This is a genomic window from Dolichospermum sp. UHCC 0352 (assembly GCF_009711925.1).
GTDB lineage: Bacteria > Cyanobacteriota > Cyanobacteriia > Cyanobacteriales > Nostocaceae > Dolichospermum > Dolichospermum lemmermannii.
On sequence record NZ_VIKY01000068.1, the window covers coordinates 1 to 17955 of the forward strand.

Here is a 17955-nt window from a genome sequence, read left to right on the forward strand (position 1 = left end):
GCTTCTACAAGCAGCGGGTTTTGCGTCGGGGTAAAATCCCCGTTGCAAAACGTAATTCTAAATTCTAAATTCTAAATTCTGCATTCTTTTAACCAGCCATAAGTGGTATTAAAACTTCTCCGCAATAAATTTCCAGAAAAATTCTTAGAAAAATATCTAGATATTTCAGAAATAGGCAGTTATAATGGTTTGATAGATACAAAATGCAAATCATCTGCCGTTCCTCCTGCTTACTCTATACCCCTGTATCCCAACACCCTGAGTATCTAAAGTCTTCGAGTCATACCAGGGGAGGGGGTTAGTTAGTCTGACGAGAGAAACTGCCAATTTACACCCCCAACATTTATCACCTAAAAATTCCCGAGTCAAACAGTAATTTTAGGTTTAGATTAAAAATATTTGTATCCAACTGGGTGTATAATTCGTAGTTTGATTTGAATATCACACCTGTAAACAAGCCATTTATCCGTCTGTAGAATATGACCAACGACATCGATCTGATCAAGCGTCTTGGACCTAGTGCGATGGATCAGATCATGCTTTATCTTGCCTTCAGTGCCATGCGGACAAGTGGCCACAGGCATGGAGCATTTCTAGATGCAGCCGCAACAGCAGCCAAGTGTGCAATTTACATGACCTATCTAGAGCAGGGGCAAAACCTGAGAATGACTGGGCATTTGCACCACCTTGAGCCGAAACGAGTGAAAATCATTGTTGAAGAAGTAAGACTGGCTTTAACTGAAGGCAAACTTCTCAAAATGCTGGGTTCCCAAGAACCGCGCTATCTGATTCAACTTCCCTATGTCTGGATGGAAAAATATCCTTGGATACCGGGAAGATCCCGCGTCCCCGGTACGAATTTGACCGGTGAAGAGAAAAAACAAATTGAGCAAAAGCTGCCAGACAATCTTCCTGATGCCAAGTTAGTTACCTCATTTGAATTTATGGAGTTAATTGACTTTCTCCATAAGCGATCGCAGGAAGAATTACCTGCTAATCATCAGATGCCATTGAGTGAAGCATTAGCGGAACACATCAAGCGTCGGCTATTGTATTCAGGAACGGTAACACGCATTGATTGTCCCTGGGGAATGCCCTTTTATGCTCTCACTCGTCCGTTCTATGCTCCAGCCGATGATCAAGAGCGCACGTACACAATGGTAGAGGATACGGCTCGGTATTTCCGGATGATGAAATATTGGGCAGAGCGTAAACCAAACACGATGCGGGCTGTGGAAGAACTGGATATTCCGCCGGATTGGATTGAGCCAGCAATGGAGGAACTAGACGAAATCATTCGTTCTTGGGGAGATAAATATCACCAAGAAGGCGGAATACCGATGATCTTACAAATGGTTGTTGGTAATAAAGATGAATAGAAAACAAAATTTTTATGTTGGGTAGGGTGGCATACTTACCAGCCCTACCGTTATGAATCTATTTACTCATGGGAGTTGAGGGGCTAAAGCGAAAGTCTATTGCTGGGAGTTAGAACCCAATGGCTTTGTAGACACCGCGCCGAAACCGCTAGATCCTTCACTGGCATCAATACAAGTATTTAATGCTTGAGTAGGACTTAAATCAATTTCTCGACGTAAACCAACTACACAATCAGCAAAGGTTACTGGTAACAAACTGCGACCACAGGATGTTAAAGTAGCTGAATTTTCTGAACCCTGATAACTTTTACTAATGCTAACTACACAGGTTGCTAGATCCTGTGGAATACGAGCCTGACGACAGGAAGAAAGGGCATCCACAGGTGTGATTTGTGTAAGCTTATGAATTTTTGCTACACATGAGGATAACTCTCGTGGTTGGAGTGTAGCGGCACAACTTTGAGATGCCGGTTTAGCTGTGATACCCACGCTCAAAAGTTGAGCAGCACAAACCCGATAGTCATTTTCGTAGGAATCGGTAACAGCCATAGTAGGTAAACTACTGGCTAGTAATCCACCTATAGTTATCAATGATGCTGTAAATCCTCTGAAGAAATAATTGGTTTGTTTGTTCCCAAAGTTACTCATTTTTTTTCGCTTTTTAAGATAACCGTTTTCGATTCCACCAAGGTTATGCTACCGTAGAACTTAGTCCCAATCTTCTACCATCCAGGAATGTCGGTGCTTTTCCCCAGAAATCCACCGAAAATTGGTGAATTCAACGGATTGATTTCTTGTGAATATTAGCGGTAAATAAAAGGCAATTTAGCTATAAAATGTCTATGCTTTTGGGAACTATGCCATAATGGTAGGTCTGAATAAAATTTTAGAAGGATTAAATTAAGGAAACTCATGTCCCGATATAGAGGACCCCGCCTCAGAATTGTCCGTCGTTTAGGCGAATTACCAGGCTTAACTCGGAAGAGTGCTAGACGTGCTTATCCCCCCGGACAACATGGTCAAAACCGTAAGAAGCGCTCTGAGTATGCTATCCGTTTAGAGGAAAAGCAAAAGCTCCGCATGAACTACGGTTTAACTGAAAAACAAATGCTCCGTTATGTTCGTAAAGCCAGACGAGTTGCTGGTTCTACTGGACAGGTGTTGCTGCAATTGTTAGAAATGCGCCTGGATAATACGGTTTTCCGCATGGGTATGGCTCCCACAATTCCAGCCGCCCGTCAATTGGTAAATCACGGTCATGTCACTGTTAATGGCAAACCAGTAGATATTGCCAGCTATCAGTGCCGTCCTGGTGAAGAAGTCGCTGTGAGAAACAGAGAAGCTTCTAAGAAGTTGGTGGAAGCTAACTTGCAATATCCCGGTTTAGCTAACCTTCCTAGTCATCTAGAGTTTGATAAAACTAAGTTGTCTGGTAAGGTCAATAGTGTGATTGAACGGGAATGGGTAGCTCTACAAGTTAATGAACTACTTGTGGTGGAATACTACTCACGTCAAGCGTAGTAGTCAGTAGTCAGTAGTCAGTGGTCAGTAGTTAGTGGTTATTAAACAACGAACAACTGACTAATGACTAACCGCCAATCTGCGACATGGTACGGGTGTACGTGCCGACAGTACCAGGGTCGCGTTGCTTAAAGTTTATTTCTGATTTGATATTTAATATTTGTCTGACTTGTGCTTGTAAATCGGTGGTGCTAATACCAGCACGTAAGGCGGTTTTTAAATCAATTTGACCTGTTTCGTTTAATAAGCAGGGACGTAGCCAACCATCGGCGCTCAGACGCATCCGGTTACAGCGATCGCAAAAACATTCTGACATTTGGCTAATAAATCCTATTGTGCCTTTAGCCCCAGGAATTTGAAATACATCAGCCGGTCCATTACCACAAACTTGGGATTCTGTCAAGCCCCAACGCTCACGGATGGATTGACGTAAATCTGCGGAAGATATCCAACCGCGATTGCTGAATAAGTCTCCGTTACCAATAGGCATAAATTCAATAAAACGGACGTGCCATTGTTTATCAATGGTTAAGGCAGCTAAATCTAAAATTTCATGGTCATTAACGCCGGGAATGACTACTACATTTAATTTTAAAGGATCAAATCCCACATTATACGCAGTCTGGATACCTTGCCATACTTGTTGCCACCGCCCACGGCCATGATTACCAATAATTTCTTCAAATATATGTGGTTCTAAAGAGTCTAAACTAATATTAATTCTTCTTAAACCTGCATCATAGAGATTTTGGGCAATGGGAGCGAGCAAAAACCCGTTAGTAGTCATGGCTATATCTTCGGTTTGGGGAAGATGAGCAATTTTGGCGACTAAATCAACTATATGGGGACGGAGTAAAGGTTCACCACCGGTTAAGCGAAAGCGAGTAAAACCGACGGGGATAAATACTTCCTGAATGAGGGTCAGCAGTTCCTCATCAGTTAATAATTGCTGCTTGAGGATATAATCAAGTTCTGCACCTTCTGGCATACAGTATTGACAACGAAAATTGCAGCGATCAATTAAACTGATGCGGAGGTAGTCCACTTTGTTTATAGTTGCGCTGGTTGTCATATTAGGGAAGAGGTGACAGATTAAACCATTTTATTATAGAGCCTATGATTGCCGGAAGAGATACAAAACTCAAAATTTAAAAGGCAAATTGCACAAGCATTTTAGGAATTTGTTAGGATATCTTGAGAAATCTGAGGATTGTAAGCTTTACAGCACTTTGCGGTGTTATGAGGTACAAGAACCCCAAGCCCAACCCCCTCCAATATCAAAAGTTTATCCTTTTCTTCCCCCCGCAGCGGGGGGATTGAGGGGATACCCTAACTTTAACTTCAAAAAGATATAACTACGGTTTTTCCTTTGCGGAGTATCTCTATTCCATTTAGGTAAGTTTTTTTGGACTTATCTATGGTATTAATCTTCTGATTACTGCGTTTATCATCTACACCTTGAGTTTGTTTTTTGGCATTATTGATAATCTCAGCAATATCATTCATGTACGCATCTCGATCATCCTGTGATGATTGACAATAACCACCACATAAAGTTTCTGCTTGTGCGGGAATTATCTCTTCCAAAAATAATTTGATATCAATCTGATTAATATCCCCATCTATGATTTTATTCATGGTTTTAATGAATGATAACTATGTCTATAGGAATCCTATTTGATTTTTGAAATATACCTAGGGTGGAAAATACCAATCTAGACAGGTTTTAGTGGGCAATGCCCACCCTACACTTAATATTGTATGGCTACGCCACGCAAGCTATCAGAAATGCTTGGGGATGCCTATTGATTCCAGGTTGGCAAAAATTCTGATAATTTTCATCTATCTATTGGCTAATGTTTTATTGACGAATAGATAAACTGCTGGATGATTCCGTTCGCATTTTTCTAGTTTCTTCCAAAATTTTATCTATATCCTCTTGGGATAAACGTTGAATATAGTTAATTTTAACTTCTTCTAAAAAGTCATTTAACAAACTTTGAATTTCTTGCAAAACTTGTTTTTTCTTGATTTCTGAAGTGAATGAAGTTGTAAATTTTTCTATTAGCTGAGTGGAAAGTTTTGCCGCGACAGGATCTTTGATGGTACTAGCTAAAGCAGCATAGATATTATTAGTAATTTGGGTGGCTAGTTGTTCACTAATTTGTGTTTGGGCTTTACCTAATCCTGGTACCATGCGGATATTACTATAGCCTGGTAATTGCTGACAAGCGATTTCAATACTATGGCACAAAATGGCATTTACTTCTGGTTGGATTTTTGGTAATACTTGATTAACAAGAGTTTTAATTAACAATCCAGTAATTGCTTCGACTTCATTGATATTATTAATATCTATGTAAGAACGCACATTTTCTGATTCTAATAACCAACTTGTAATTTCACCTCGTTGAATTGAACCTTGAAATTGGTTAATTACTTGAACTACGACAATTTCTGTAATTTCTTCGGCAAAATTGGCAAGAATACCTTGATGAATTTGCCGTCTAATTACATAAAAATCAACTAATTTGGCTTGATCTAGTCTTATGGTTACTGGGATGACTCGTAACCATTGCCAAGTTGGTATTAGTAATAATAGATCATACCACCGCCAGAGAACTGCCTCGAACCAACTTAAATGACTATATCTACGTTTGATGAAGAAAGTACGTCCTAATAATTCTATAGCAAATAAAATTACAAATGGTAAATCAATTATCCAAAAATTATTCAAAAATTCCCCACTTTCACCAATTTTACGATAATAGTTTTTGGCAATTCCCGGACGAATTTTCTGGTTGAAAAAGTCTATTTCCTGATTCCAACCATGTTTAGATAAATACTCTTGACTCCAAAAAGTATTAAATGCACCTTTTGCAGATTCTTTACTGACGCGTTCCCGCATTCGGTTTTTGATTTTTTCTAGAGTTCCACTTTTCCCCGCACCGGCAAAAGGATTAGTTTCAATCATTTCTTTGCTGAGAAAACGAAGGTCTGCTAATTTTGCTTTGACTTGCGGTGAGATTAAGCCTGTTTGAGTTACCTGTACTTCCAATCTAGCTACTGCTTCTAAATATTTTTTTGTATCACGATGAGGTTCAATACCTTTAATTGGATCGTATAAACGAGTTAATTCAGGAAGTCTGCGGAAGTAAAAATCTCGCCAAGGTACGTAACTTAAATCAAAGAAAACTAATACTAAGTTAGCAGTGGCGGTAATTGCCATTACTCTTTCAAACCATAGGTTTTTTCGCTGGTAATTTTTTAATTTACTCATGGTTTCTTATATGTGGTAAATTGTGGGTTTATGAAATACAGTAGCATCAGTTTGAAACCCAGTTTTAGGTAGGTTGAGGAGTCACTAAATATTGCTAAAATTAAAGTATGTTGGTATAAACAAGTAGCAACACAGATTTTTCAGAATTGAGACTATTAGCAGATGTCGCATAGTAATTTTTCTTATACCCATTAATAATCAATCAAAGTCAAATTAATTAGAATTAATCATTAATTATGAAGCCAGAGGTTAAAAAAACTTCAAAATTACCTGTTAGTCTCTTAATATCAAAGATTTAATCCCAAGGAGTTTTTATGATGTGGTGTAGTTTCGACAAATCTAGAGTAACTATAGCTTTAACCTGTATGGTAGCAGCTAGTGTTGTAGCTTCAGACATAGCTTTTGCAGCCCGTCAGCGCAACTATACGCCGGACGAATTCCGATCCGTATTACGGGGGTTGGGTTATAACGTTAAAGTTACCAAAGATCCTCTGACTGATGAGGAAACAAAAAAGGCTATCAATCAATTTCAAACAGGCTACAAGTTAAAGGTGGACGGGAAAGTAGGACCCAAAACCCAAGATCAAGCCGCGAAGATCGTCGAAATTCTGCAAGCTAATTTGAATACTGTACTTAAACCAAAAACTCTACTTCCCCGTGATCAATTCTACAGTCCCCAGTTAGAAGAGTTGGTAAAGGAGTACCAGAAAAAACATCAACTCTCAGAAACTGGGATTGCTGATTTACGACTTCGCCAAAAACTAAATGAAGAAGTTAAGAACATCATTGATAAACCAACACCAACAGCTACACCAACGGCTAAACCAACGGCTAAACCAACGGCTAAACCAACGGCTAAACCAACGGCTAAACCAACGGCTAAACCAACGGCTAAACCAACGGCTAAACCAACGGCTACACCTACAGTTAAACCAACAGCCACACCAACAGTTAAACCAACGGCTAAACCAACAGTTAAACCAACAGTTAAACCAACGGCTACACCTACAGTTAAACCAACGGCCACACCAACGACTAAACCAACAGCCACACCAACGACTAAACCCGAAAAGTAAAGTCAAGAATTAGCAAGTAAATATGACAGGCTATTCGGCCTGTCGAATGTTTATTTGATCTAAAATAAAATTCAACTTCTTAATTTTAAAGCTTCCGTTGCTGATATTCCCTCACCTTGAGTACCGAAATACCATAAAGCTGCACTAGCTTCAGCACGAGTTACAGGTTTCTTGGGTTGAAATAAGGTTGTATAACCAAAAACTCGGCGAATATTTGATTGTTCAGCATTTTGGAAGTCTGCTAAAACTGCTTTTAATGCTTTCGGTTCAATGTTACCTGCATCTTGAAAACCCCAAGTTTGTTTAACGGCTTCCAAACTGGCTGCGGGTAAGGCTTGGCGAGTATCTAAAGGAACTTTCCATAAAATTAATTGTTCTCGCGTCAAGGGTGCATCAGGACGAAATAAAACGGCTGTGGCATCTCCAGATAAAGCACTGGGAATTAAACCAGCTTCTGCTAATCCCTGAATGACTGGAAAATCAGGATCTTTGGTTAAGATGTCTCTAAAAGCTGGTTGAGTGCTGGAGGATGCTAACCGAATTTGTTTGGCTGGATTATTCGCATACATGGCATTATTAGCTGCAACTAACCAGCGGGCATATTCCCGACGGGTGATAATTTTATCAGGAAGAAATTCGGTTGTTTTCGGTTCAATGGATAAAATACCTAATGTAGCTAAATCTTGAATGTGCGATCGCCATTCGGGTGGTGCTTTCTGAATATCACTGAATTCCTGAGTTGTTAAGGTTTCCGGTTGGGTGGTTGGCTGTAGGGTTGGCTGAGTGACTACGTTGCTATTATTGCTATTAGGTAATACTGGACCGATAAATTCAGAATTATCTGATGGTATAACTGGGTTAGTTGATGTGTCCTTAGAATTAGATGAATATTCAATTACTAATTTAGTAGCAGTTTGCGGTTGATTGGGTTCAGCTTTGGTAACTGTTTGTGGTTTAATTGTGACATTGATGAGTAGATCATTGCGTTTGGCGGAAAAAGTCCCATCTACATCATCTTGAGGCTGTTGCACAATTTGCCAGTTTTTAGCCTGAAATTGCTGGCGGTAAAAGCTGGTAATTAAATTACTAGGATCTGCACTTTGCCACCGAATTGATATTTTATTTTCCGAATTAGCTGGTGTAATTTCCTCTAGTTTGGCGTTGGGATAAATGGGTATATCTGCGGGAAAATCAGCTGGTAATTTAATTGTTGATGTGTTGGGGTTTGGTGTTATTTGCTGACTCTGAGATTTGCCAAAGGGAACAGGATTATTTTGCAACTGAGGGTCAGCCGCTAATGATTGTTCTAGGTTTTTAGCAGATTGACTGTTAGCACAGGCTGTTAAGGATAGTAAAACAGCTAAACTCAGGAATACAGCGGGGTAGTTACGGGAAAACACAAAGAAATCACAAATTGATTTTCACTTTCTACACTAGCATTTTTGGGGCTTGGTAGTCAGCCAGGGAATAAATTCCCTGTCTTAAAGTTCAAGTCGGTTAAAACCGACTGTTTTTGGTTTCTTTTTCTCTCGCTGGAAGAAGGGATGCGTTTTTAGCCTAATGTTTTTAGCCTAATATCTCTACTATTATCCATTGATTATAAAACCATGACTTTCCAAAATTATCAATATCAATTTGGTGGTAGTCTTCCTCCAAATGCACCCACCTACGTCACACGCAAAGCTGATGAGGATTTATATCAAGCCGTGAAAGCGGGAGAGTTTTGTTTTGTGTTGAACTCTCGACAAATGGGTAAATCAAGTTTGCGTGTCCGCACTATGCAAAGATTACAGCTTGAAGAAATTGCTTGTGTGGCTATTGATTTAACTGCTATTGGCACATCAGGGCTAAATTCTGAACAATGGTATAATGGCATTATTAATAATATTTCTGAAAGTTTAAAGTTAGAGAATAAATTTGATTTAGATGCTTTATGGGAAGAAAATAAACGACTTTCTAACGTGCAGGTTTTTGGTAAGTTTATTGATAAAGTCTTAAAATTAGTTTCTACACAAATAGTAATTTTTATTGATGAAATTGATAGTATTCTCAGTTTAGATTTTCCTGTTGATGATTTCTTTGCTTTAATTCGTGCCTTTTTTAATCAAAGAGTTGACAATTCTGAATATAACCGTATTAACTTTGTATTGTTGGGAGTTGCTACACCATCAGAATTAATTCAAGATAAAAAACGGACTCCTTTTAATATTGGTAAAGGGATTGAATTAACAGGTTTTGAATTTACAGAAGCTTTACCTTTAATAACCGGATTTTCTCACCAAACTAAAAATCCTGAAACTGTACTCAAAGCGGTTTTAGATTGGACGGGAGGACAGCCATTTTTAACTCAGAAAGTTTGTAATTTTATTTGTGAATCTAAAGATGAAATTCCGACGGGAGAAGAAGCTAGTTTTGTGGAAAATTTAGTTAAAAATAGAGTAATTAAAAATTGGGAAGCTCAAGATGAACCCGAACATTTTAGAACCATTCGAGATAGAATATTAAAAAGAGATGAAAATAAGGCAGCGTATTTATTAGATTTATATCAACAAATTTGGCATTCACAAGGAATTGATACTGATAATAGTATTGAACAAAGTGATTTACAGTTAGCGGGAATTGTTGTTAAAAAGAATGGTAAATTAAAAGTTTATAATCAGATTTATCAGACGATTTTTGATGGTTTATGGATTGAAAAAACTTTAGCTAGTTTACGTCCTTATGCAGAGAATTTTCGACAGTGGTTGTTATCAGGTAAACAGGATAAATCTCGATTATTGCGAGGAGATGCTTTAGCAGAAGCAGAAGTTTGGTTCAAGGATAAAAATTTAGGTTATGAAGATAGGGAATTTTTAGCAGCTAGTCGTACCCAGGAACAGGAAGAAAAAGCGATAAAAATTGAAGCTGAAGCTAAACAGGAAGCAGAAAGACAATTAGCAATTGCTAGAAAAAGAATGAGTTTTGGCGTAATTATTTTATTTATTACTTTAGGTATTACAGGTTTGTTAGGAATAGCTGCATTTATAGCAGGTAATAAAGCAATAAAGGAACAAGAGAATGCTAACAATGCTCAACATAAATCTGTACAAGCCGCTCAAAAACTTAACTTAACAAATCGCCAATTATCACAATTGAATCAGCAAATGAAACATCAAGAGCAAGAAGTAAAAAAATCTCAACAACAAGCAGAAATAGCTAAAGGATATTTGATTAAAGTTCAAAAAGATAAAAATAATTTAGAAATACAAAAAAATAAATTAACTAATGATTCTGAAAAATTACAAAGAGAAGTACAATCAAAATCTAGAGAAATTAATTTAGCTGAAAACAAAGTTAAACTTTTCCAAAATCAACAGAAAGAAATTCAAGCAAAAGTTAAAGAAAAAGAAAAAGAGCTTGAATTTGCTAACAGAAATACAAATGAACTAAAAAAATCTATTGCTAAAATCACAGAATTATCAGCAGTAGCTTATCAACTACAACAAGAAGGTAAAAATAATGAAGCTAACCAATTTTTCAATATTGCGGGTTTAGTTTTACAAGAAAAAATCAAAAATCCAGAACTTAAAGCAGCTTTATTAGATAATTCTCTAGTTTTAGGATATGAATCTTTAAAAACAGAAAAGGATCAAAATTCACAATTAGAATCACAATATAACAAAGCTAAAGAAGACTTAAATAAAAGTTTTGAAAAACTACCAAAAGAAAATAATTTTGATAAAAATGATTCTAGTTATTTAGCTACTTTAGTTTATATTTATTATGTAAAAGGTAAATCAGAAAAATCATTAAATAATTACAAAATAGCATTAGCAAAATATAATGTTCTCAAATCTCAATTAAAATCTAATATTGATTTATTTAAGTTAGACCCGAATATTCTTTATAATGGCAACGCTGATATTGTCGCTTCCCTTTATCGTCAACTTAACGATTTAGATAAATCAAATACAGAATATTATGAATCTTTAAAAACACATTTATTAAATGAACTGGATTATTTAATGCAGCAAAATAGATGGAAAGATGCAGATTTAAAAAATTTGAAGTTTATTCTTGTTTCAGCTAAAATGGAAAAAGAAGGTTCTTTAGAATTAAATAATATTAAAAACTTTCAATGTCAGGATTTAAAAGCAGTAGATAAATTATGGGTAAAAAACTCAAAAGGAAAATTCGGTTTTAGCGTCCAAAAAAGGATATATCTGGAAACAGGTAATTCTTTAGGTTTTGACTGGGAAAAGAGAAGATTTACAAAATGGAGTCAAGAAGGGTATGATAGTTTTGTTCAGCGGGTGGGATGGAAGAAGGAAAAAGAGGAAGGAGGGGACTGGATGAGATATGATGAACTACCCTTATGGGGAGAAAAAGATTTGTATAAGTATAAGCGGGATGGTACGTTACCGATTTTAATAAGAATGAAAGGGGAAGAGGGTATCGAGATGCTTGATAGATGGAAAATAGTACTCCTCTCTTCTTGCAGAGACTTGTAGATTGTAGCAGATAAGGCTTTCAGAGAATTATTAAGATTTGTTAATCATTCATTTTCTACGAAAGAATAGGCTTTTCAGAAATTGTCTGAATCAGGATGTCCAGGATTTAAGGATTTACAGGATGAAAACATATATTAGCGTAGCTTGGATAGAACGAAGTGAACCCCAACAAAACTAATACTTTTTAACTACATATCATCGTTTGAAAATTGATTTTCTATGTCTCTAGATTGATGAAAGATCCTCACAATTTCTAAACTTGCAGAATCTTGAGTATAGAATATAATATATGGCTTAACAGGAAAACTACGAATTCCTGTTTGTAGTTCGTCTCTTTTCGTTCCCATATTAGGAAATTGAGCTAACATCGGAAATTTATCAAAAATTTGTGCGATTTTTTGGTCTGCTAATATTTCATTTTGTTGACCGAGATAAATCCAAATATCTTCTAAATCTTTTTCTGCTAGTTTTGAAATCCGAAAGTGATTCATTCAGATATTTCTCCTTGTAAACGTTCCCGACCTCGTGCTTTAATTGAAGTTATGAGAGTAGATAAATTATTTTCATCGTATTCTGTGTATTCACCGTTTTGGAGTTGTTGAATACCTGCGGCTATATCGTGTTTTAAGGATTCAATATTTTGTGTTTTCTGGTGTTCAGTTAGTCGAGAGTGTTGAATTTTTTCTACTAAGATTTGATATTCTTCTTGAGAAAGTGAAAGGATAATTTTAGAGAGAGAGTCAAGAAGTCGTGTATTGATTGTAGGAATGGATTGGTTCATAAGGCAATAATGTTAAGAATTAGGTAGCTAGTAAAATTATAGCACAATTTCGTGCTAATATGACAACGGTATCCTAGTATGAAGTCGCGCTTTGGTCGTGGCATTAGATGACTGCTACATTTTACTGGAATAAATCATCATGCTATCAGTCGAAGAATTAATTCAAGAAGCCTTATCTTTACCCAATGCTACCAGAGTATTTTTAGTAGAAAGACTCATGGAAAGTCTAGAATCTGATATTGATGAAAACACCCAAAATCTATGGAATATAGAAGCGAAAAAACGCCGGGATGAAATTCGTAATCATACCGTTGAGTTAATTCCTGGAGAATTAGCTTTAACTCAAGTCAGGCGAATTTTAGAAAAATGAAATATAACTTTCATCCTGCGGCTTTAACAGAATACTCAGAAGCCGTCAAATTTTATGCAGAAAATAACATTGAACTAGCACAAAATTTTATCAATGCTGCATAAGCGAATCTAACCGAAGATATCGTTTCTAGAGAATGTAGAGAGCTTGTTCAATTTCTCATGAATGATTTAGAATAGCTAATAGAAATGTAAATTTGGCGATTAACAGTAATGACTATCAAAGAATTGCTCTTACAAGAAATTGACAACACCCCCAATGAAATCCTAGAGGATTTATTTAGTTTTTTGCAATCACTGAAAACAGATTCAAAACATCCCTCAAGCATATATCAAGAACTCTTAGAGCGAATTGATTACCTTGAAGCAATAGTAGGTATTCGTAAAGGACTAGATGAGTTTGAGCAAGGTCAAGGAATTCCTGTCGAGGAGGCATTAGCAAGTCTAGAAGACAAATTTAATATTCCGCCTCGTTCATGAATTATCAAGTTATTATTCAACCTACAGCCTTTCAAGAAATAGAAACTTCCTATCGTTGGATGTGCGATAATCTGAGTCCTGAAATGGCAAATAATTGGTACTATGAATTTCAAGATACTATCGCATCATTACAAAACTTTCCTAATCGCTGTAGCAAAGCACCAGAATCCAAAGTTATTGGTTGTGAGGTTCGGCAAATATGGATCGGAAAAAAAAGAAAATATCGAGTTTTGTTTGTAGTCATGGAAGATGTTGTCGCAATTCTTCATGTTCGCCACAGTCGCCAATCTTATCGAGGTGAGGAATCTGAGTGATTGTTGTCAACGATCACTTTTGGGGAATATGTGAGTAAACTTACGAAGTATCTCTTAGAGGATGTTTTAAAAGTTTTTAATGTGGAAACAGACCTCTCTCCAAACCTCTCCCCTACCAGGGGAGAGGCTTTAAAAACCCCATTCCCTTGTAGGGAAGGGGGGAAGGGGGGTTAGGTTTTTGGAAATTATGGGTTTCATATAATACTTTTCAAACAACCTCTTAGCAAGGATGGTAGATAAAATCTTGGGTTTTGTTTGTTTTATACCAAAAGTAAGATATAATTCATTACTGATAAACTAATTGTCTTTATTAGTATGGTTTTCAGCTTTCTTGGTAAATTATTCGGTAAAACCCCACAACCGAAACCCACAGAAATCACAGGTTTAATCAAAATCTCAGGATGTGAAAACCTCCAACGCAAGGGAGATATAATTTTTGTTCACGGTTTAGGTGGTCACGCAAGGTCAACTTGGCATCCTCAAGAATTAGCAAATGATGATAACTTCTGGTTAATGTGGTTAGCACAAGAACGACCAGATTTAGGAATTTGGTCTTTTGGTTATAATGCTGCACCCTTTGAATGGAAAGGTGCAACAATGCCACTTTTTGACCGTGCTAGTAATTTATTAGAATATTTAACAATTAATGATATTGGCAAATATCCAATTATATTTGTTACTCATAGTATGGGTGGTTTATTAGTCAAAGAAATGCTAAGAAATGCTCAAACTTTTAATAGACAATCAGTTATTGAACAAACTAAAGGTATTGTTTTTTTATCCACTCCTCATACTGGATCTCATTTAGCTAATTTAATTAATAATATTGGTACTCTTGCACGAACTACTGTTAGTGTTGATGAACTAAAATCCCATCTTCCTCAATTGCGTCAACTGAATGAATGGTATCGGCAAAATGTTGATGCAATGGCAATTACTACAAAAGTTTATTATGAAACAAAACCGACTAAAATAGTTTTAGTTGTAGACCCGGATAGTGCTAATCCAGGCATTAAAGATGTGCAACCTACCGCAACAGATGATGATCATATTTCTATCACTAAACCAAAATCACCGGATAATTTAGTTTATAAAGGTGTGAGTCGGTTTATTAAAGAACAGTTGTTAAATATTCCTGAAGAACCAGAAAATCAATCACCTCATATTTCTTCTTTTTATATCCAACGTCCAGAAATTGAAAATAACTGTTATCAAAATATTGTACAACCAGGGGCATTAATCCGCATTAAATCTCCGCGCAAAATGGGTAAAACATATTTGATAAGTCGTATTTTCCATCATATTAAACAAAAAGGATATCGGACAGTTTCTATTAATTTATGGAGTCAGGAAAATCTGACTGACCTCAAAACTTTTTTACAGCGGTTTTGTGCAATTCTGAGTTTAGAGTTAGGAATAGAAGACCAAGTAGAGAAATCTTGGAGTAGTCGTCTTGGTAATCAAGATAACTGCACTAATTATTTAAAAAAATATATTTTACCAGCTATTGATAGTCCCTTAGTATTAGGTTTAGATAATATTGATGAAATTTTCCCTTATCCTGAAATTACTCAACAATTTTCTGCTTTATTAAGAGCTTGGCACGAAAAGGCAAAAACTGAAGAAATTTGGCAAAATTTACGGTTAGTAATTGCCCATTCTCAAGAAGTTGATATTTCTATAAATCTTAATCAATCTCCTTTTAATGTGGGTTTATCTGTGGAAATCGGGGAATTTAACACTACACAAATAAAGGAATTAGTTAAACAATACAGTTTAAGTTTTTCAGATACAGAAATAAACCAATTAAAAGAAATGATTGATGGTCATCCTTATTTATTAACAACTGCACTTGGTGAAATTGCTAAGGGTAATTTCACTTTATCAAAATTTCTGGAAATTGCCCCCACTAATCAAAGTCCTTATGGCAAGTTTTTAAATTTCTATGTTTCTGAATTAGAAAAAGATAAGTTGTTAAAAGCGGCAATGCAGCAAGTAATTAATAGTGATATTCCCATTCAAATAGATTCTACGCAAGCTTTAAAATTACGCAGTTTGGGGTTAATCGAATTTAAAGGAAATGAAGTACAATGTCTTTGTAATTTATATCGGCTTTATTTTCAAGAACGTCTATAGCGGTTATCGGTTGGATGCAATACAACTGTAGGGTGCGTCAGATATCAATAATTTGTTTATTTGCAGGATTTATGCGGTCTGACGCACCCTACCAATGTGCCAGTTACGTAAATGATAATATAGTCTAAATTTATACTTTTTGTGGTTAATAAAATATTGCTTTGCAACGCCAAAAGCGGCGACTATAGGTTTTGAGGAATTGATAGAAAGTTTTCGCCAATGGTTTGAAGTGGTAAGCTGGGAATAAGGCAACTCTGCGGCTGTTTGTAAGAATTGATGGACGGCTTAGAGATGATTTAATGCTTTCACACTAGAGCATCTTCCCCGCGTGAGCGAGACGCTCACACTACAGTCCATCATTTTTATCTTGACAAACTACTAGGGCTATTTTTTGGGTTCTGTAAATAATTGCTAAAGGAGGTGACGATAGGTTCAACAATTCCTGACTAGAAGCCTAGTAGCTGTAAAAGTAAGAGCAAATGGCAGCAAAATTCCGAAAAAAATCCGTTTCCACCCAAAAACCTAGATCGAATTGGAGTAGGAAGAATCTAAAATAGATATTAAATTAGAAAAACAACGGCCATTAAGCAACGTTAGTCCATTTTACTCTATGTAAAGCGTCCCCAGGTTGTTACCAGTGCTGAAACAAGATGTCATGCAAGTTTCCCAGGATCAGCCTATTTATGCTGAAGCTCCTCTCCAGTTATTGCTATTTGTTGATGGACGGCCTCAGTCTCGTCAAGAAGTGCAGCAAATTCGGGTTTATTTAAAAGAATTAGAGGCTGGGTATAGTTTTGAACTACAAATTATTGATGTTGGACAACAACCCTATTTAGCGGAACATTTTAAGTTAGTAGCAACCCCTGCTCTAGTTAAGATTCATCCCGAACCTCAACAAACTATTGCTGGTACTAATATTATTCCCCAATTAAAAATTTGGTGGCCGCGTTGGCAACACGCTGTTGGCACTTTTTTGAAATTACAGGCAGATAAACAGGAATGTTTGGATGAAAAGAGTCAGGTGATTTCGCCTAAATCTACCATTCATTCTGTTGCTACTTCGGCCGAGGCAATTCAACTAGGGGATGAAATTTTTCGTCTGAAGCAGGAAAAGGAGAGACTGCAAGAACAGCTACTGTTTAAAGACCGAGTAATTGCGATTTTAGCACATGATCTCCGTAATCCTCTCACGGCTGCGGCGATCGCTATTGAAACTCTTCAATCTAATTACAATCCAGATACAGGGGGATTTCAACGGCTGAAATCTGGTTTGGCTATACATTTATTAAAACAGGCTCGGACGCAAACCAAGATCATTGATCGGATGATTGCTGATTTGTTACAAGCTGGGCGGGGTGACGATACAGAATTGCCAATCGTACCACAAAAGTTACAATTAGGGGAAATTTGTTTACAGGTATTAGAGGAATTGAGCGATCGCTATATTGCTAAATCTCAAACGGTAGAAACAGATATTCCCCAAGATTTACCCTATGTATATGCTGATCCTGAACGCATTCGGCAAGTCCTGGTTAATCTTTTAGATAACGCCATCAAATATACACCTGCTGGTGGCATAATTACTGTAGCGGGACTCCATCGCACTAGCCAAAAAGTGCAATTTACGATTGGTGATACAGGCCCTGGTATTCCCGAAGAAAACCGCGATCGCATTTTTGAGAATCTTTTCCGTCTCCAACGTGATCAAAGTACAGATGGATATGGAATTGGTCTTTGTTTATGTCAACGCATTATCCGCGCCCATTACGGTCAAATTTGGGTAGATTCATCTCCCCACGGTGGTGCATGGTTTCATTTTACAATGCCAGTATATCCATCTTAGTCAGTTGTCAGTTGTCAGTTGTTCGTTGTTCGTTGTTCGTTGTCAGTTGTTCGTTGTCAGTTGTCCGTTGTCCGTTGTCCGTTGTTCGTTGTCAGTTGTCCGTTGTCCGTTGTCCGTTGTTCGTTGTCAGTAGGGGCGAAGCATTTGGAAGATAAATTATCGGTCATTGCCAAAAATAGTTCTCCAAATGCTTCGCCCGTACAGTTGTCAGTTGTCAGTTGTCAGTTGTCAGTTGTCAGTTGTCAGTGGTAAAACTATCACCAATTACCAATTACCAATTACCAAT

At 36.9% G+C, this 17955-nt stretch carries 17 protein-coding genes; 10 read left to right on the plus strand and 7 right to left on the minus strand.

All coding sequences use genetic code 11. The features are described from left to right. Window positions 1-479: 479 nt before the first annotated feature. The gene (gene hetR / locus FJR06_RS04735) at window positions 480-1379 is read left to right on the plus strand and encodes a heterocyst differentiation master regulator HetR (protein WP_015078258.1); all 900 of its coding nucleotides are present in this window, start codon (window positions 480-482) and stop codon (window positions 1377-1379) included. Window positions 1380-1475: 96 nt separating this feature from the next. Here hetR and FJR06_RS04740 read toward each other — a convergent pair whose 3' ends face one another. Further along, window positions 1476-2027 (minus strand): hypothetical protein, encoded by a 552-nt coding sequence (locus tag FJR06_RS04740; RefSeq protein ID WP_015078257.1) that lies wholly within the window; start codon window positions 2025-2027, stop codon window positions 1476-1478. Between the two features lie 264 nt (window positions 2028-2291). Between FJR06_RS04740 and rpsD the strand changes: the two genes are divergently transcribed. Continuing rightward, a complete protein-coding gene (gene rpsD, locus FJR06_RS04745; RefSeq protein ID WP_015078256.1) occupies window positions 2292-2900 on the plus strand; it encodes a 30S ribosomal protein S4 in 609 nt (202 codons plus the stop codon). A 67-nt stretch (window positions 2901-2967) separates the two neighbouring features. Here the strand turns inward: rpsD and moaA are convergent, their stop codons facing one another. The 3 genes from moaA to FJR06_RS04760 form a co-directional block, all read right to left on the minus strand. Further along, complete coding sequence (gene moaA, locus FJR06_RS04750) at window positions 2968-3954, minus strand: GTP 3',8-cyclase MoaA (protein ID WP_168650962.1); 987 nt, start codon at window positions 3952-3954, stop codon at window positions 2968-2970. Window positions 3955-4241: 287 nt separating this feature from the next. Next, window positions 4242-4538: a coiled-coil domain-containing protein 22 gene (locus FJR06_RS04755; RefSeq protein ID WP_168650945.1), complete on the minus strand. Its 297-nt coding sequence runs from the start codon at window positions 4536-4538 to the stop codon at window positions 4242-4244. A gap of 223 nt (window positions 4539-4761) precedes the next feature. Then, on the minus strand, window positions 4762-6180 hold the full coding sequence (locus FJR06_RS04760; RefSeq protein WP_168650947.1) for a hypothetical protein: 1419 nt from the start codon (window positions 6178-6180) through the stop codon (window positions 4762-4764). 317 nt (window positions 6181-6497) lie between these two features. Here FJR06_RS04760 and FJR06_RS04765 point away from each other — a divergent pair, with 317 nt between their 5' ends. After that, the gene (locus FJR06_RS04765) at window positions 6498-7256 is read left to right on the plus strand and encodes a peptidoglycan-binding protein (RefSeq protein WP_168650964.1); all 759 of its coding nucleotides are present in this window, start codon (window positions 6498-6500) and stop codon (window positions 7254-7256) included. 71 nt (window positions 7257-7327) lie between these two features. Here FJR06_RS04765 and FJR06_RS04770 read toward each other — a convergent pair whose 3' ends face one another. After that, complete coding sequence (locus FJR06_RS04770) at window positions 7328-8656, minus strand: S-layer homology domain-containing protein (protein WP_168650949.1); 1329 nt, start codon at window positions 8654-8656, stop codon at window positions 7328-7330. A gap of 207 nt (window positions 8657-8863) precedes the next feature. Here FJR06_RS04770 and FJR06_RS04775 point away from each other — a divergent pair, with 207 nt between their 5' ends. Continuing rightward, window positions 8864-11746, plus strand: a complete 2883-nt coding sequence (locus FJR06_RS04775; protein WP_168650951.1) for an AAA-like domain-containing protein — start codon at window positions 8864-8866, stop codon at window positions 11744-11746. Window positions 11747-11934: 188 nt separating this feature from the next. Here FJR06_RS04775 and FJR06_RS04780 read toward each other — a convergent pair whose 3' ends face one another. Both FJR06_RS04780 and FJR06_RS04785 read right to left on the minus strand, forming a co-directional pair. Then, complete coding sequence (locus FJR06_RS04780) at window positions 11935-12237, minus strand: type II toxin-antitoxin system RelE/ParE family toxin (protein ID WP_168650953.1); 303 nt, start codon at window positions 12235-12237, stop codon at window positions 11935-11937. Beyond that, the gene (locus FJR06_RS04785) at window positions 12234-12527 is read right to left on the minus strand and encodes a hypothetical protein (RefSeq protein ID WP_168650956.1); all 294 of its coding nucleotides are present in this window, start codon (window positions 12525-12527) and stop codon (window positions 12234-12236) included. The genes FJR06_RS04780 and FJR06_RS04785 overlap by 4 nt, the downstream gene beginning before the upstream one ends. Before the next feature lie 139 nt (window positions 12528-12666). On the opposite strand from FJR06_RS04785, the gene FJR06_RS04790 reads away from it, so the two are divergent. The 6 genes from FJR06_RS04790 to FJR06_RS04820 all read left to right on the plus strand — a co-directional run bounded on the left by FJR06_RS04790 (window position 12667) and on the right by FJR06_RS04820 (window position 17921). Beyond that, window positions 12667-12897 (plus strand): addiction module protein, encoded by a 231-nt coding sequence (locus tag FJR06_RS04790; RefSeq protein WP_015078247.1) that lies wholly within the window; start codon window positions 12667-12669, stop codon window positions 12895-12897. A 212-nt stretch (window positions 12898-13109) separates the two neighbouring features. Further along, window positions 13110-13376 carry a prevent-host-death family protein gene (locus tag FJR06_RS04800; RefSeq protein ID WP_168650958.1) on the plus strand — a complete coding sequence of 89 codons (267 nt, stop codon included), beginning with the start codon at window positions 13110-13112 and terminating at the stop codon, window positions 13374-13376. Then, on the plus strand, window positions 13373-13690 hold the full coding sequence (locus FJR06_RS04805) for a type II toxin-antitoxin system RelE/ParE family toxin (protein WP_015078245.1): 318 nt from the start codon (window positions 13373-13375) through the stop codon (window positions 13688-13690). Before FJR06_RS04800 ends, FJR06_RS04805 begins: the two co-directional genes overlap by 4 nt. Window positions 13691-14005: 315 nt before the next feature. Further along, window positions 14006-15826 carry an AAA-like domain-containing protein gene (locus tag FJR06_RS04810; protein WP_168650960.1) on the plus strand — a complete coding sequence of 607 codons (1821 nt, stop codon included), beginning with the start codon at window positions 14006-14008 and terminating at the stop codon, window positions 15824-15826. A gap of 637 nt (window positions 15827-16463) precedes the next feature. Continuing rightward, window positions 16464-17669: a histidine kinase gene (locus FJR06_RS04815; RefSeq protein ID WP_015078242.1), complete on the plus strand. Its 1206-nt coding sequence runs from the start codon at window positions 16464-16466 to the stop codon at window positions 17667-17669. An 18-nt stretch (window positions 17670-17687) separates the two neighbouring features. Beyond that, on the plus strand, window positions 17688-17921 hold the full coding sequence (locus tag FJR06_RS04820) for a hypothetical protein (protein ID WP_254434389.1): 234 nt from the start codon (window positions 17688-17690) through the stop codon (window positions 17919-17921). Window positions 17922-17955 lie beyond the last annotated feature (34 nt).